Origin of the sequence: Streptomyces sp. NPDC046925 (genome assembly GCF_040644915.1) — a bacterium.
In the GTDB taxonomy this organism is placed as follows: domain Bacteria; phylum Actinomycetota; class Actinomycetes; order Streptomycetales; family Streptomycetaceae; genus Streptomyces.
In genome coordinates this window covers 275,456-288,713 of sequence record NZ_JBEYWZ010000004.1, presented here as the reverse complement: position 1 = coordinate 288,713, position 13,258 = coordinate 275,456, and the positions used below count along the sequence as shown (strand labels likewise).

At 70.0% G+C, this 13,258-nt stretch carries 14 protein-coding genes and 2 pseudogenes; 10 read left to right on the top strand and 6 right to left on the bottom strand.

All coding sequences use genetic code 11. The annotated features are described in order from the left end of the window. The first annotated feature begins 43 nt into the window (after positions 1-43). A complete protein-coding gene (locus ABZ906_RS19715) occupies positions 44-784 on the top strand; it encodes an alpha/beta hydrolase (RefSeq protein ID WP_361384004.1) in 741 nt (246 codons plus the stop codon). Between the two features lie 133 nt (positions 785-917). Here ABZ906_RS19715 and ABZ906_RS19710 read toward each other — a convergent pair. The 3 genes and pseudogenes from ABZ906_RS19710 to ABZ906_RS19700 form a co-directional block, all read right to left on the bottom strand. Next, positions 918-1,084, bottom strand: a pseudogene (locus ABZ906_RS19710) (EamA family transporter); the annotation flags it as partial. Positions 1,085-2,085: 1,001 nt separating this feature from the next. After that, positions 2,086-2,307, bottom strand: a pseudogene (locus ABZ906_RS19705) (hypothetical protein); the annotation flags it as partial. Next, positions 2,304-3,122 carry a hypothetical protein gene (locus tag ABZ906_RS19700; RefSeq protein WP_361384001.1) on the bottom strand — a complete coding sequence of 273 codons (819 nt, stop codon included), beginning with the start codon at positions 3,120-3,122 and terminating at the stop codon, positions 2,304-2,306. The gene ABZ906_RS19700 and the pseudogene ABZ906_RS19705, both read right to left, overlap by 4 nt. Positions 3,123-3,511: 389 nt before the next feature. Between ABZ906_RS19700 and ABZ906_RS19695 the strand changes: the two genes are divergently transcribed. Next, positions 3,512-3,694 (top strand): hypothetical protein, encoded by a 183-nt coding sequence (locus ABZ906_RS19695; RefSeq protein ID WP_361187366.1) that lies wholly within the window; start codon positions 3,512-3,514, stop codon positions 3,692-3,694. A gap of 67 nt (positions 3,695-3,761) precedes the next feature. Further along, positions 3,762-4,181 (top strand): hypothetical protein, encoded by a 420-nt coding sequence (locus tag ABZ906_RS19690; protein WP_361383998.1) that lies wholly within the window; start codon positions 3,762-3,764, stop codon positions 4,179-4,181. 87 nt (positions 4,182-4,268) lie between these two features. On the opposite strand, the gene ABZ906_RS19685 is transcribed toward ABZ906_RS19690, so the two are convergent. Then, positions 4,269-5,036, bottom strand: a complete 768-nt coding sequence (locus ABZ906_RS19685; protein WP_361383995.1) for an SDR family oxidoreductase — start codon at positions 5,034-5,036, stop codon at positions 4,269-4,271. A 69-nt stretch (positions 5,037-5,105) separates the two neighbouring features. On the opposite strand from ABZ906_RS19685, the gene ABZ906_RS19680 reads away from it, so the two are divergent. The 3 genes from ABZ906_RS19680 to ABZ906_RS19670 all read left to right on the top strand — a co-directional run bounded on the left by ABZ906_RS19680 (position 5,106) and on the right by ABZ906_RS19670 (position 6,536). Further along, on the top strand, positions 5,106-5,741 hold the full coding sequence (locus tag ABZ906_RS19680) for a helix-turn-helix domain-containing protein (protein WP_361383992.1): 636 nt from the start codon (positions 5,106-5,108) through the stop codon (positions 5,739-5,741). 274 nt (positions 5,742-6,015) lie between these two features. Continuing rightward, entirely contained in the window at positions 6,016-6,225 is a 210-nt protein-coding gene (locus ABZ906_RS19675) for a hypothetical protein (protein ID WP_361383989.1), read from the top strand. Positions 6,226-6,380: 155 nt separating this feature from the next. Continuing rightward, positions 6,381-6,536, top strand: a complete 156-nt coding sequence (locus ABZ906_RS19670) for a hypothetical protein (RefSeq protein WP_361383986.1) — start codon at positions 6,381-6,383, stop codon at positions 6,534-6,536. A gap of 98 nt (positions 6,537-6,634) precedes the next feature. Here ABZ906_RS19670 and ABZ906_RS19665 read toward each other — a convergent pair whose 3' ends face one another. Next, a complete protein-coding gene (locus ABZ906_RS19665; RefSeq protein WP_361383983.1) occupies positions 6,635-7,093 on the bottom strand; it encodes an SMI1/KNR4 family protein in 459 nt (152 codons plus the stop codon). A gap of 173 nt (positions 7,094-7,266) precedes the next feature. Continuing rightward, a complete protein-coding gene (locus ABZ906_RS19660; RefSeq protein ID WP_361383980.1) occupies positions 7,267-8,121 on the bottom strand; it encodes a GntR family transcriptional regulator in 855 nt (284 codons plus the stop codon). A 256-nt stretch (positions 8,122-8,377) separates the two neighbouring features. Here ABZ906_RS19660 and ABZ906_RS19655 point away from each other — a divergent pair, with 256 nt between their 5' ends. The 4 genes from ABZ906_RS19655 (at position 8,378) to ABZ906_RS19640 (ending at position 13,183) form a co-directional block, all read left to right on the top strand. Further along, entirely contained in the window at positions 8,378-9,637 is a 1,260-nt protein-coding gene (locus ABZ906_RS19655) for an extracellular solute-binding protein (protein ID WP_361383977.1), read from the top strand. Positions 9,638-9,716: 79 nt separating this feature from the next. Further along, positions 9,717-10,706: a sugar ABC transporter permease gene (locus ABZ906_RS19650; RefSeq protein ID WP_361383974.1), complete on the top strand. Its 990-nt coding sequence runs from the start codon at positions 9,717-9,719 to the stop codon at positions 10,704-10,706. Then, on the top strand, positions 10,703-11,542 hold the full coding sequence (locus ABZ906_RS19645; protein WP_361187384.1) for a carbohydrate ABC transporter permease: 840 nt from the start codon (positions 10,703-10,705) through the stop codon (positions 11,540-11,542). Before ABZ906_RS19650 ends, ABZ906_RS19645 begins: the two co-directional genes overlap by 4 nt. 66 nt (positions 11,543-11,608) lie before the next feature. After that, a complete protein-coding gene (locus tag ABZ906_RS19640; RefSeq protein ID WP_361383971.1) occupies positions 11,609-13,183 on the top strand; it encodes a beta-N-acetylhexosaminidase in 1,575 nt (524 codons plus the stop codon). The last annotated feature ends 75 nt before the right edge of the window (positions 13,184-13,258 follow it).

The window sequence follows — 13,258 nt, the reverse complement described above, 5'->3', positions numbered from 1 at the left end:
CGTCCGGGAGCGCCGTTTCCACGCGCTCCCGAAAGGCACGACCATGCACTTCACTTCTGAACAACGCCTCGACGACGGCGTCCTCGAACGCGAAATCACCCTCGGCGAGATCCCCGGCATCCTCTGGACACCCGGGTCGGCATCCGCATCCGCTCCGGTTCCGCTGATCCTGCTCGGCCACCCTCCCCTCGGGCTGCACAAGATGCACTCCCGGCTGGCGGCCCGGGCCCGCCAGTGTGCGGCAGACGGTTTCGCCGCGGCCACCATCGAGCTGCCCGGCAGTGGCGACCGGCCCCGGTGGGCCGCCGCTGAGCAGGCCCGCGCCGACCTCCGCCAGGCGCTGCAGGCAGGCGAGCCGGTCAGCGACGAGATCGTCGACGCTCTCATCCTGCCGCTGGTCGACCAGGCGGTCCCGGAATGGCAGTCCCTCCTGGACGCCCTCCTTGAACTGCCCGAAATCGGTGGCCCCTTCGGGTACTCGGGGGGAGTGATCTCCATCGGCGTCCGGCTGGCGCTGGTCGAGCCGCGCATCGCGGCCGCCGTTCTGTTCGCGGGGAGCTTCGTGCCACGCGTCATGTACGAGGAGGCACGCCAGGTCACCATTCCGCTGCACGTCCTGCTGCAGTGGGACGACGAAGGCAATGACCGGCAGGCGGCCCTGGACCTGTTCGACGCCTTCGACTCCAAGGAGAAGTCCCTGCACGCCAATATGGGCGGGCACACCGGCGTCCCGCAGTCCGCGGGAGACGCTGCGGCCCGGTTCTTGACCCGGCATCTGAGCTAGCCGCCGACCAGGCCATCGACACCGCCATCGAGGACATGCCACGCATCCGTCCTCGATGGCGGTCCCAGCCACCAGCGGGGCCCGCACCGTGTGTTCGCAACGGCATGCGCCAGCCCTGTGCCGCCCGGCTCGCGGCGACGCCGCTGTCCGGGGGTGCCTGGTGCAGGAAGACCAGGTGCAGGGCGATGGCGGCGCCGGCGCCGAAGGCCAGCAGGATCGCGGTGCGCGAGGGGCGGGCGGTCTTCGCGCCGTGTCCGGCGCTGACCACCCGGCCAGGGCCAGCGGCAGGCTGATCAGCCCGGCCGGGATCCGGCGCTGGGTGACCTGGGGACACGTCAGTCCGGCTGGTGTTCAGGGCCTCCGAAGTCCGGGCTCGTGAAGTCCGGGCTGGTGTAACTGGGGCGGGGGGACGAATCCGCGTCGGGGCGGTCGTCGGGGGCCGCGAAGTTCGGGCGGTGGTAGCCGAGAGACGGCAGGCGGCCGCTGGGAGCGGGAGCGGAGGTCGAGCGCGCGCCTGCCGCGGCAGGGTCGAGCGCCTCGCGCAGGAAAGGCATGATGCCGCGTTCCAGGAGTGCATGCCGCCAGGCATCTCTGGCGCGCTCCACCTCCTCGCTCTCGCGGTGGCCCGCGTCCTCCTCGGCCGTCTGGTCACGGCGGCGCACTGCCGTGACCAGCAGAACGGTCACGCAGACGACGACCGTGGCCACGGCCACGGCTCCGAACAGCCAGCCAGCATTGATCATGGTTCCGGCGACAGCCGACTCGGCGCGGAACATCTTCAGGACGAGGCCGACGAGGAAGAAGATCACCGCGGCGGATCCGGAGAGAAGGGGGGCGAGCACGGCAAAGACGGCGAACGCCCCGGCTCCCGCCGAATCGTCTTCTTGGGGTGCCGGTGACTCGCCTCTCCCCGGCCGGGGGCGAGCGGGCGGGCGGACATCCCCCGACTGCCCGGGCGAACGCGGCGTCGGTGCTCCCGTCCATGGTTCGGGGCGTGCACCCTGGGATTCGGGGCGTACGCGCAGTGGTTCGGGGCGTACGCGTAGCCCGATCAGCGCTGCCAGCAGACGGCGGCCGTAGGACATCGCGGCCCATCGCTGCGGAGCGATTCCCTCGCTGCCCCGGCGCCTGCCCGCTCGTCCGGAACCCAGTACGGCAGCGCCGAACCGACGGCCCCGGCCTGTCGGGGCAGGCTGGCCGGTGGCCGCCGGGCCGGTGTCCGAGGAGGCGGAACCGGCGGCAGAGGCCAAGCCGGAGGACGGGCGCCTGCTTCTTACGGACGTGTACGGGACGCCCGAGCTGCGGAGTTCTTCACGGACCCGCACATAGTGCTCGTACTCGGTCGCCGCGGCGCTCGCGATCACGGCGCTAGCGTGCAGCGCTATGGTGCGCAGTTGCTCCGCGCTGAGCAGTTGGCCCGTATTGGCCAGTTCCGGTCGGCGGGGAACCTCGCGCAAGGCGTCGTCGAGGATCTGCTCGTACTCCGGGCGGTCCTCGTTCAGCAGGTGCGGAGCTGAGTTCACAGTCCCTCCTCACCGATCGCCGGCCGCTGCCGCCATCGTGGCGCGTCCGGGCCGTCGAGGCCAGGTCCCGTTCCGTCGGCCGGGCTCGCGGGGAGGGTGGTGTCCCCGGGCCGAGTGGGGTCCGGTAGTCGCGTTCCCTCGTCCGGGGCTTCGCCGCCCGCGGGCTCCGGCGTGCGCGCGTGGGCGGTCGGGAGCGGCGGTCCGGGCGAGGGCGTCGGCCGCGCCGGGGGCTCCGGGACCGCCGGGTCCGCGGAGGGTGCGGGTAGGGGCTCCGTCGGGTTCGCGGAGGGTGCGGGTGCGGGCTCCGTCCGGAGCGGGAAGGCAGGTTGGCCTACGGGGGCTGCGGCACTCGGGACGCCGAGAGTGCCGAGAGTGCCCGAGGCGTCCGCGCCGCCGCCGACCTCGGCACCCGTAGGGCCCCCCGCCTGCGCGGCCGCCTCCGTCGCCCCGGCCGGCGGCCGCTCGCCCGTCACCGCCTCGTTGACCGTCTGGATGCGCCCGAGTTGCGTGAGCAGCATGGGCGCCGACAGTCCGACGACAAGGGCGGCGTACGCACCGCTGATCTGTCCCGTGGTGCCGAACAGCACCGCGGCCCCGGCGCCCATCACGCTGTGCACGACGGCGGCGGCGATGTCGACGGACGGGTCGAAGTACACCTGGAACTGCGGAGCTTCCCCCTGAACTTCCCCTGACGCGGTCAGCTGCCGATGCGCGCGGCGGTCGGCCTGCCAGGACACGAAGCGGGTGTACACGTCCAGGGCCCCGCGTAACAGACCGCCCGCCGCCCCCAGAAGGATCAACGTCGGGACGTCCACGGTCTCCCCCGGGTAGCGGCGATGACGCCTGGGTACGAGCTGACGGCCACGGGAGGAGCGTAGAGCCGACCGTCGGCCACAGGGAAGGCCCAACTCGGCTGTCCGCGCGGCTCATCGTCCGCGCGTGAATACTGGGCGAACCTCAACTCCGCGCACTAAGCTCTGTGTTGCTCATTCGAGAGCCACAAGCACTGGCGACGTGTCCGATGGGGGACAGTGCTTCCGTCTCGACAGGCAATGAGCACGATGAGTCTCTAATCGTCGCAGAGCCTCAGCAGGCCATCCGCAAGCGGTGGTCGAGCTGAGGCTGCCCGCCGACTGGTCGATCACCTTCGTGAAGGGATCGACTGATGAGGCTCACTTTCCCCGTTCAGGTACTTCTCGCACTCTTGTCCTTCGTATCGTCGCTGCTCGTAGCGGTGGTGGCGGGGGTGCTCTCGCATGCGGCCGGAGCACGGGTGGCCGGTGCGGTGCTGTACGGCGGCGGCGCGTTCATGGGCTGGATGACCCTCTGTGTCACCGTGCTGATGGCACTCGGCCTGCTCGGGCCTCGCAGCCACTCCCGCGAGTGAGGGAGCCTGGGCGGCAACTGTGCCTGGTCGTCTGGCTGTTGAGCGCTTGCTGTGAGATCGTCCTGGGATGTCCGACACTGCTGGGAATACGGTTTCGCCGCGACCCGATGACCGCGTCGCGTCCGCTCTGCGCTTCGCGGTGGAACTCGTCGCCTGGGTGGCTACCCCCTGGGCGCTGGCCGACCACTCGTGGCTCCTCGCGACCCTGTCCGTGGTGCTCCTGATCGGTCTTCCCACCTGTTTCTCCACCCCCGGCGACAAGGCGAACGTGATCATCGCCGTACCGGGCTGGGTCACCATCCTCCTCGTACTGCTCCAGCTCGTCGCGGCGGTGACCTCTTCGTGGCTGGTGTGGCCGACGTGGGCGGCGGTTCTCGTGACCCTGATGGCAGTGACCACCCTCGTCACCGAGCGCCACCGCTGGAGGTGGCTGCTTGCCGGGGCGCCCTCTGTCGCGCACGGCGGCCCGGCACGCCAAGCACCATAGCCGCAACGAGCCAACCCTCCGAGGTCGTTCAGCCCCGGCCGCGCCGTCCCCGGCAATGCGGCACGGCCCGAGCTGAACGGCCCTCGGCTATGCGGCGCGCGGTCCGAGGAACAGTCCGCCGCTGGCGTCGATGACCTGCCCGGTTATCCAGCGCCCCTCGTCGGAGGCGAGGAACGCGACGATGTCCGCGACGTCGTCGGGCCTGCCCAGCCGGTCGAGCGCCGTCGTGCCCGCGATGAGTTCCGCCAGGCCCGGCGCTTCGAACGACGATCCATTGGTCGCGCTCCGAGTGGCGCCGGGGGCCACCGCGTTCACGGTGATGCCACGGACCCCGAGTTCGTTGGCCAGGGTCAGGCTCATCGTCTCGATCGCGCCCTTGGTCATGGCGAAGGACGTCTGAGACGGGTTCGCCATGCGCGTCGCCACGGACGAGATCGTGATGATGCGGCCGCCGTCGCGGAGCATGGGCAGCGCTCGCTGGATGATGAAGTACGGCGCCCGCACGTTCACCGCGAAGAGGTGGTCGAACTCCTTGCGTGTCGTGGCTCCGATCGGACCGGCCGGCGCAGCCGCCGCGTTGTTGACCAGGATGTCGAGCGGCCGCCCGGCCAGCCCTGCCTCGACTCCCGCGAAGAGCGTCTCGACGTCGTCATCCGCGCCCAGTTCCGCCCCGACGGCGAATGCCGATCCACCGTTGCGTTCGATCTCGTCGACCGTCGCCGCCGCACCGCCCTTGTCCGTGCCGAAATGCACGCAGACCACTGCCCCCTTGGCCGCGAGCCGGGCCGCTGTCGCCCGCCCGATGCCGCGCGATGCTCCCGTCACGAGAGCTGTCCTGCCGGTCAGGTCACTCATGTTCACCCACCCCTGAAAGTTAGGAACTACCAATCTGGTAGTCACTACCACTGAGGTAGGGTCTACCACATGCCCGACCAGCGCTCAACCCTCCGAGAACAACGGCGAGCCGAGACACAGCGCGCCATTCAGGCGCATGCGGTACGGCTGTTCACCGAGCACGGCTACGACGCCACGACCGTGACCGGCGTGGCCGAAGCCGCAGGCGTGTCGCCCATGACCGTCTACCGGCACTTCCCCACCAAGGAAGACCTCGTGCTCTTCGACCAGAACGGCCGGCTCGTCGCCGAGCGGATCACCGCAACGCCCGCCGCGCAGCCCCTGGTCCGCCGCATCGGCAGCGCGCTCATCGACTCGGCCGCCACACTGACCAGCGACAACCACAGCAACGACCGGACGGCGAACAGAGAATTCCTCCTCGCCCGCCTCCGGCTCATGCTCGCGACACCGGCCTTGCGGGCCAAGCACCTCGACAACCAGTACGCCCTCCAGCAGGCGATCGTCGACGCCCTCGGGGACGCTGCCACCGATCCCGACACGGCGTTCCAAGCCAACGCGGCGGCCAGCGCCTGCCTGGCCGCCATGCACACGGCGTTGGTGCGCTGGGCCGCGGACGACGGACGGACCGAACTGTCCGATCTGATCGCGAAGGCGCTCGCCGCCGCCTTCGGTGACACCGTCGTCGACGCCGACCCGGACACGTGAGGCCACCCCTCCGAGCACCCACCGAAAGCGACCGACACCCGATGGTCACACTTCGCGGACGTCGACGCGCGGCCGTCTTCTCGCCTTGGCCAGCGGCCGCGCAGGCGTGGTGTGCCCTCCGATGGCCCCCACACACAGCAGCACGGCCGGCACGCCGCCCCGGAATTGACGCACCTTCCACTGGCGAGCGATTTCAGATGCAGCAAGGGTGTGAAGAGCATGTGAAGGTCAGAGGGTGGCGTGCACCGGGCCCGGCGCGACTCGTTCCCATGGCATGAGAGATGCTCCGATTTCCAAGCCGCAGGCCGAGCTGTCCGCCGCCTACTGGCTCGACTCCCCCGTCCTGGAACAGCACGGCCTGTGCGGCTGCGGCCTCGACGATGACGCCGCTCCGCGCCGCCGTGAAGGAACGGTTCGCTACCTGCTGATCGGCCTGGCTTGCGCCCTGATCGTCACTGCCCTGGCAACGGCCCTGGCCACATGAAAAGTCCCCGCATCGGATCCGGGAACGCGGACGCACCTCACCCTTGCTCCAGGCCTCCAGGCCCGGAGGCCTCACCGGTCCGGCCGGACGGCGCCGAGCGCACGGACCGGGCGCCCGCCGTCGTCCACGCGCCGTCCGGTACGGGAGGACGCCGGGTGACCGCGCACGGCAGGATCCTCGGTCTCGCGCACTCGGACGCAGACGTCATCGATTTCCTGCGGCTTGCCGGGCTGCCGGAGGCCGACGGGCTCCTCGACGACCCGGCGTGGGTGAGGTGGCGCGGCGAACGCGCACACCGATACGGCACGTAGGCTGCTCAGCCAGCACGCTCGCCCCCGGCCACCGCCACCGCCACCGCCATCGCCACCGCCATCGCCATCGCCATCGCCATCGCCATCGCCGACAGCCTCTACAGGTATCCGGGTTCGCCCGTCTCCACGAATCGGGTCACGGACCGGCGGATGAGTTCGAGGAACTCCGGAAAGTCGTCGGCGACCCTGTCGAAGTCCGCTGCGTCCAGGGAAGCCGTGCGGGACCGGTGGATGACGCCGCCCCAGTCGGCGACGAAGAGGATGCCCCCGCCGTCCGAGCCGATCACCATGCCGTGCGGGTCATCAGCCATCGGGATGAAGGCATAGCCCTCCTCCGCCACTCGGTGCAGGACATCGCGCGCCGAGTGGATGAAGTAGCCGTTTCCCACGTCGGGCAGGGCGACCTCTCCGAAGGACTCGTAGAACTTCAGCTGCTCGTCGGATCCCAGCATCTCGCGGGCGTACTCGCGGGCGGCGCGAAGGTCGTCCTCGTCGGCCAGGCGGACCTCGTTGCGACCGGGTGGGTACCCGTACGTCTCCTCGAACGTCGCAACCATCGCACTCAGCGCATCCGTGATCTCCGCACGCCATCGCGACAACCAAGCAGCCGAGTACGGGAGCTGATCCATGGCCCGGATCGTTGCATCTCCCACTCCAGGGTCCCCTTCCGGGTGCGGAGTGCAGAGAATCCCCCGCTTCTGCCGCAACACCGAAGGGTGCGGCCCCGGTCTCAGGTGTTCCGCTCCTGGATGTCCCCCCGCGTGGACGACGTCACCGCGTCGCCGAGGGTGAAGTCGCCCGGCGGGATGCCCGGGTGGTGGTCGTCGCCGGCGGTCCGGTCCGCGGTCGCGGCCGCCGCCGACGGGCCCAGGGTGAGGCGGGAGACGATGCGGTAGCGGTCGCCCCGGTAGAGCGAGTGGACGTATTCGACGGGCCGGCCGGTGGTGTCCGAGGTCAGTCGTTCGAAGAGCAGTGCCGGGGAGAGTTCGGGGACGTCGAGGAGCTTGGCCTCCGCCCGGGTCACGACGGTCGGTTCGATGGCCTGGACGGCCTCGTGGACGTGCACCCCGTGGGTGTCGCGCAGGTGCTCGTAGAGATCTCCGCTCTCCAGTTCGTCGGCCGTGAGGCCGGGGGCGAGCCGGGCCCTGAGGTGCAGATGCTCGATCGCCATCGGGGCGCCGTCGACCAGCCGCAGCCTGGCGACGTAGAGGATCTCCTCGGCGGGCGACATCCGCAGTTTGCGGCCGACCCGGGCGCCGGCCGGGTGGGTGGTGAACTCCAGCAGCCGGCTCGACCATGCGCCGGCCGCCTGCGGAACGGTCAGGGCCCGGCCTCCGGAGACCAGCTCCTGAGTGATCTTCGCGGGAGCGACGAACATGCCGCGGCCGTGTTCGCGCACCAGGAGCCCCGCGGCCACCAGCTCGTCGACCGCCGAGCGCACGGTGGGCCGCGACACCCCGAGCAGGGCGCACAGCGCGCGCTCCGAGGGGATGGCATCGCCGGGACTGCGCGACTCGATCAGCTCGAGAACGGCGTCGCGGGCCCTCTCCCGCTTGAGCACCGTCTCGGGTACATCGGCATCCATGGTGTCCCCACTGATCTCAGTTGCTTACCAGTTCGGGCAGCCAGCGCCCGAACTGGCCTACTGGTCAGGCCCAGTGTAGCCGTCCACCCGGAGAGCGGAACCGCCCAACAGCCCGGATAGATCGCCAATTCTATTGCCAGCGCGAGGGGTTGACGGCCCCATTGGTCTATGCCACCTTCATCCAGCATTAAGGGACGAGCTGACCAGTGGGCTTCACTGGTCAGGTGGTCAGGTCTTGCTCTCTCCGAGGTGAATCGTGAAGTACCGCTTGCTCGCCGGTAGTTCCGCACTTGTCATGGCCGCCACACTCAGTGCCTGCGGCGGCTCCGCCGACGAGGGCCGCGACGGTCACACGACGGTCGATGTCTGGCTGATGCGTGACAGCGTCTCGGCCGCCTTCCAGAAGGAGTTCGTCAAGGGCTTCGAAGCCAAGCACCCGAAGATCGACGTCAAGGTCCAGATCCAGGAGTGGGACGGCATCGGCGAGAAGATCACCGCCGCGCTGGCCAGCAATGACGCACCGGACGTGATCGAGGTGGGCAACACCCAGGTGGCGCAGTTCGCCGCCAGCGGAGGGCTGCTCGACCTCAGCGACAGCAAGGAGAAGCTCAAGGGTGAGCACTGGCTCAAGGGCCTTGCCGAGCCCGGTGCGTACGAGGGCAAGCAGTACGGCATCCCCTACTACGCGGCGAACCGTGTCGTCATCTACCGAACCGACCTGTTCAAGAAGGCCGGTGTCGACGCCGCCGCGATCAAGACACGCGACCAGTGGGTCAAGGTGACCGGGAAGCTGAACAAGGGCAAGACGCAGGGCATCTATCTGCCCGGACAGATGTGGTACGCGCTGGGCGGCTTCATCTGGGACGAGGGCGGCGACTTCGCCACCCGGTCCGGCGACAAGTGGAAGGGCGCCCTCGACACACCCGAGGCCCTGCGCGGCATGGAGTTCTACGCACGCCTCCAGGCCCTTGGCAAAGGCCCCAAGGACGCCGACGAGGACGATCCGCCGCAGGCCCAGGTGATGGCCAAGGGGCAGGTGGCCCAGGTCATCTCCACGCCGGGCGGTGCCAACGCCGTCATCGAGAACAACCCCGGACTCAAGGACAAGCTGGGCTTCTTCCCGATCCCGGGCAAGACCGCGGACACACCGGGCGCCGTCTTCACCGGCGGTTCCGATCTGGTGATCCCCGCCGCGGCGGGCGACTCCGACGAGGCCTTGACCCTCATCGCGGAACTGACGGGCGACACCTGGCAGAAGAAGCTGGCCGTGGCCATGAGCTATGTGCCCAACCGGACCACGCTGGCATCGGCCGTGGCCGATGACCCCGGCGCCTCCGCGATGGCGGTGGGCGCGGCCAACGGGCACGCGACGCCCAACACCCCCGGCTGGGCCGCGGTGGAGGCCGAGAACCCGATCAAGGACTACATGACCGCGGTGCTCGTCGGCGGGGATGCCGCCAAGGAGGCGGCGAAGGCGTCGGCGGCCATCACGCGGGCCATGAACGCCCACTCCTGACCCCTTCCGCTCCCCCGTGCCCCACTCCCATGACTCCGCCTTCCGTCCCTGCGCGGAGTCCGTCGAGAGGAGACGTGCCGTGCCGGCCATCCGTGAGCGGTCCGCACCACGCACCCCCCAGCGCCGCACGGCTCCCGGCGCCTCCCGGCGCTCGCCGCGGCGCGGGCCCCAACAGCGGCCCGCGCGCGGCTACTGGCCCTACGCCCTGATCGCACCGGCGATCGGCGGCATGCTCTACCTCCTGGTCTACCCGCTGCTGCGGGCCGTGCTGATCTCACTGCAGGACTTCCGGCTCCGCCAACTCATCAGCGGTGACGCCGAGTTCGTGGGGCTGCGGAACTACCGGGCGCTGCTGTCCGATCCGCGGTTCTGGGAAGTAGTCGCCCGCACCTTCGCCTTCATGGCCGTCAACGTCGTACTGATCATGTCGATCTCCACCCTGGTCGCCCTGATGACGGAGCGCCTTGCGAAGGCGGGCCGCACGGTGGTGCTGTGCGCCCTGGTGCTGGCCTGGGCGATGCCCGTGGTGGCGGCCACCACCGTGTTCCAATGGCTGTTCCACTCCGAATTCGGCATCGTCAACTGGCTGCTGACCTCGCTCGGCTTCGACTCCTTCGACCGCTACCCGTGGTTCGCCAACGGCGGCGCCGCCTTCGCGATCCTCGTCATGCTGATCGTCTGGCAGTCCGTGCCGTTCGCCGCGATCACCCTCTACTCGGCGCTCACCACCGTGCCCACCGAGCTGTACGAGTCCGCCCGCCTGGACGGGGCGTCGGGGACCCGGATCTTCCGCTCGGTCACCTTCCCGATGCTCCGGCCGATCTTCGTGCTCGTCTTCTCGCTGGAGGTGATCTGGACGTTCAAGGCGTTCGTCCAGATCTGGGTGATGACCCGCGGAGGGCCGGGCGACGCCACCACGATCCTGCCCGTGTACGCGGTCCAGACGGCGCTCTCCAGCCAGCGCTACGACCTGGGCTCGGCCGCCTCCATGCTCACCGTGGTGCTGATGTCCGGGGTGCTCGTCCTCTACTTCCGCCAGATGTTCCGTCAGGAGGACGAACTGCGATGACCCTTCTGCACCCCCGGGCCCGCCGGATACCGCTGAACCTCGCCGCGTGCGTGACCGTCGTGGTGTGTCTGTTCCCGGTGTACTGGATGATCTCCACGGCCTTCAAACCGTCGAGGGACATCCAGTCCGACCACCCGCAACTCGTCCCGCACACCTGGACCCTCGACCATTTCCGCAAGGCGGTGGAGGCCGACGGCTTCGAGCTCTTCTGGCGCAACAGCGTCCTGGTCACCCTCGCCGCGGTGCTGCTGTCGCTGGTGGTCGCGCTGGGGGCGGCCTTCGCGGTCGCGCGGATGCGCTGGAAGGGCCGGCGCCAGTTCATGCTCATGGTCTTCATCGCGCAGATGGCCCCGTGGGAATCTCTGATCATCCCCATCTACATCATCTCCCGCGACACCGACATGCTCGACCGGCTGCCGACCCTGACCCTGGTCTACTTCATGATCACGCTGCCGTTCACGATCGTGGTGCTGAGGGGCTTCATCGCCACCATTCCGCCCGAGCTCGAAGAGGCGGCGCAGGTCGACGGCTGCACCCGTACCGGGGCGTTCGGGCGGGTGGCCCTGCCCCTGCTCATGCCCGGCCTGCTCGCGACCTCCCTCTTCGGCTTCATCACCGCGTGGAACGAATTCGCCTACGCCAACTTCCTGATCATCAAGGAGCAGGACAACCGCACCCTGCCGGTCTGGCTCTCCTCCTTCCAGAACACCTTCGGGACCGACTGGGGCGCCACCATGGCCGCCTCCACGCTGTTCGCCCTGCCCGCGCTCGTGATCTTCCTGCTGCTCCAGCGCCATGTCACCTCCGGCTTCGCGGCCGGCGCCGTCAAGGGCTGACCCGCCCGGCACACCCGCCCGGAGCGGGCACGAACCACCGACGTTCACCCCCGGAGGCCTGCCAGCATGTCCGCATCCCACCCCGAGCGCTCCCTCGTGCCCCGGCCCCGCAAAGTCTCCCTGCGCCCCGGCCGCTTCCTCCTCGACCGGCATACGACCGTGCGCTCCCAACCCGGCACGCAGCCGGCGGCCGATCTCCTGCGCACCCTGCTGACACCGGTCACCGGACTGCCGCTGGCTCCCGCCGCCAACGGACAGCTCGTGCTGGCCCTCGACAGCCGGCTCAGCGGCCTCGGCGAGGAGGGGTACGGGATCACGATCGGCCCCCGGACCGTGGTACTGCGGGCCCGGCAGATCACCGGCCTGCTCCGCGCCGCACAGACGATCCGTCAACTGCTGCCCGCCGAAGCCCTGTCCGGCCGCTCGCCGAACAGTTCCTTCGAACTGCCCTGCGTCGAGATCAGCGACGTACCCCGCCACCCCTGGCGCGGCGCGATGCTCGATGTCGCCCGGCACTTCCAGCCCGTCTCCTACCTGCTCAGATACGTGGACCTGCTCGCCTTCCACAAACTCAACACCCTGCACCTGCACCTCACCGACGACCAGGGCTGGCGCATGCCGGTCGACGCCTACCCGCGCCTGAGCTCGGTCGGCGCTCACCGCAGACAGTCGATGACGACACCGCCGGGCCGGGGCGCCGCACACTTCGACGGCGTCCCGCACTCGGGGACGTACACCAAACAGGAACTGCGCACCCTGGTCAGCTACGCGACGGCCCGCGGCGTCACCGTGGTACCCGAGATCGAGATGCCCGGCCATGTCCGCGCGGCCCTCGCCGCCTATCCGGAGCTGGGAAATCACCCCGAGCGGCGCCTGGACGTGTGGACGCGGTGGGGCGTGTGCGACACCGTCCTGGGCGTCCACGACCAGGCCCTCGACTTCTGCCGGACCGTCCTTGAGGAGGTCCTCGACCTCTTCCCCTCCCCCTACATCCACCTCGGCGGCGAGGAGTGCCCGACCACCGAGTGGGAGAACAGCCCCACGGCCAAGGCCCGCGCGGCCGCCGAAGGACTCCCCGACGTACAGGCCCTGCACGGCTGGTTCATGGGCCGCATCGGCGAATTCCTGGTGCAGCGGGGCCGCAGACCGATCGGCTGGGCCGAGACCGGAACCGAATTACCCCTCGACTTCACCGTGATGACCTGGCGCGATCCGGCCCACGCCCTGGCCGCCGCCCGGCGCGGCCACCAGGTGGTGACCACCCACCACCGCGCCACCTACCTCGACTACGCCCAGTCCGGCGACGCGGGTGAACCCCCCGGCCAGCCCGGCGCCCCCGTCGGCCTTCGGGCGGTGCACGGCAACGAACCCGCCCCGGACCACTGGGAGCCGCACGAGATCGCCCAAGTGCTCGGCACGCAGGCCCAGTTGTGGACGGAGTACGTGAAGACCCCCGACCGCATCGAGTACCTCACCTACCCGCGCCTGTGCGCCCTCGCCGACCGGGCCTGGTCCGGCAGCCGCAGCGACTGGCCCGGATTCCTGGAGCGACTGCGCCAGCACACCGGCCGCCTTGACGCCCTCGGCGTCCGCTACCGCCCCCTCGCACCCCGCGGAACCGCGGACCCTATGCCCCGCTGACCCGCATGACCGCACCCGCCGTGGCACCCGCACCCGAAGTCGCAGCACCGATCCACCCGTCCGACCCCCACCCGA

Coding starts and splice junctions, on each gene's coding strand:
- ABZ906_RS19715 (WP_361384004.1), top strand. CDS start 44: ATGCACTTCACTTCTGAACAACGCCTCGACGACGGCGTCCTCGAACGC.
- ABZ906_RS19690 (WP_361383998.1), top strand. CDS start 3,762: ATGTCCGACACTGCTGGGAATACGGTTTCGCCGCGACCCGATGACCGC.
- ABZ906_RS19685 (WP_361383995.1), bottom strand. CDS start 5,036: ATGAGTGACCTGACCGGCAGGACAGCTCTCGTGACGGGAGCATCGCGC.
- ABZ906_RS19680 (WP_361383992.1), top strand. CDS start 5,106: ATGCCCGACCAGCGCTCAACCCTCCGAGAACAACGGCGAGCCGAGACA.
- ABZ906_RS19675 (WP_361383989.1), top strand. CDS start 6,016: ATGAGAGATGCTCCGATTTCCAAGCCGCAGGCCGAGCTGTCCGCCGCC.
- ABZ906_RS19665 (WP_361383983.1), bottom strand. CDS start 7,093: ATGGTTGCGACGTTCGAGGAGACGTACGGGTACCCACCCGGTCGCAAC.
- ABZ906_RS19660 (WP_361383980.1), bottom strand. CDS start 8,121: ATGGATGCCGATGTACCCGAGACGGTGCTCAAGCGGGAGAGGGCCCGC.
- ABZ906_RS19645 (WP_361187384.1), top strand. CDS start 10,703: ATGACCCTTCTGCACCCCCGGGCCCGCCGGATACCGCTGAACCTCGCC.
- ABZ906_RS19640 (WP_361383971.1), top strand. CDS start 11,609: ATGTCCGCATCCCACCCCGAGCGCTCCCTCGTGCCCCGGCCCCGCAAA.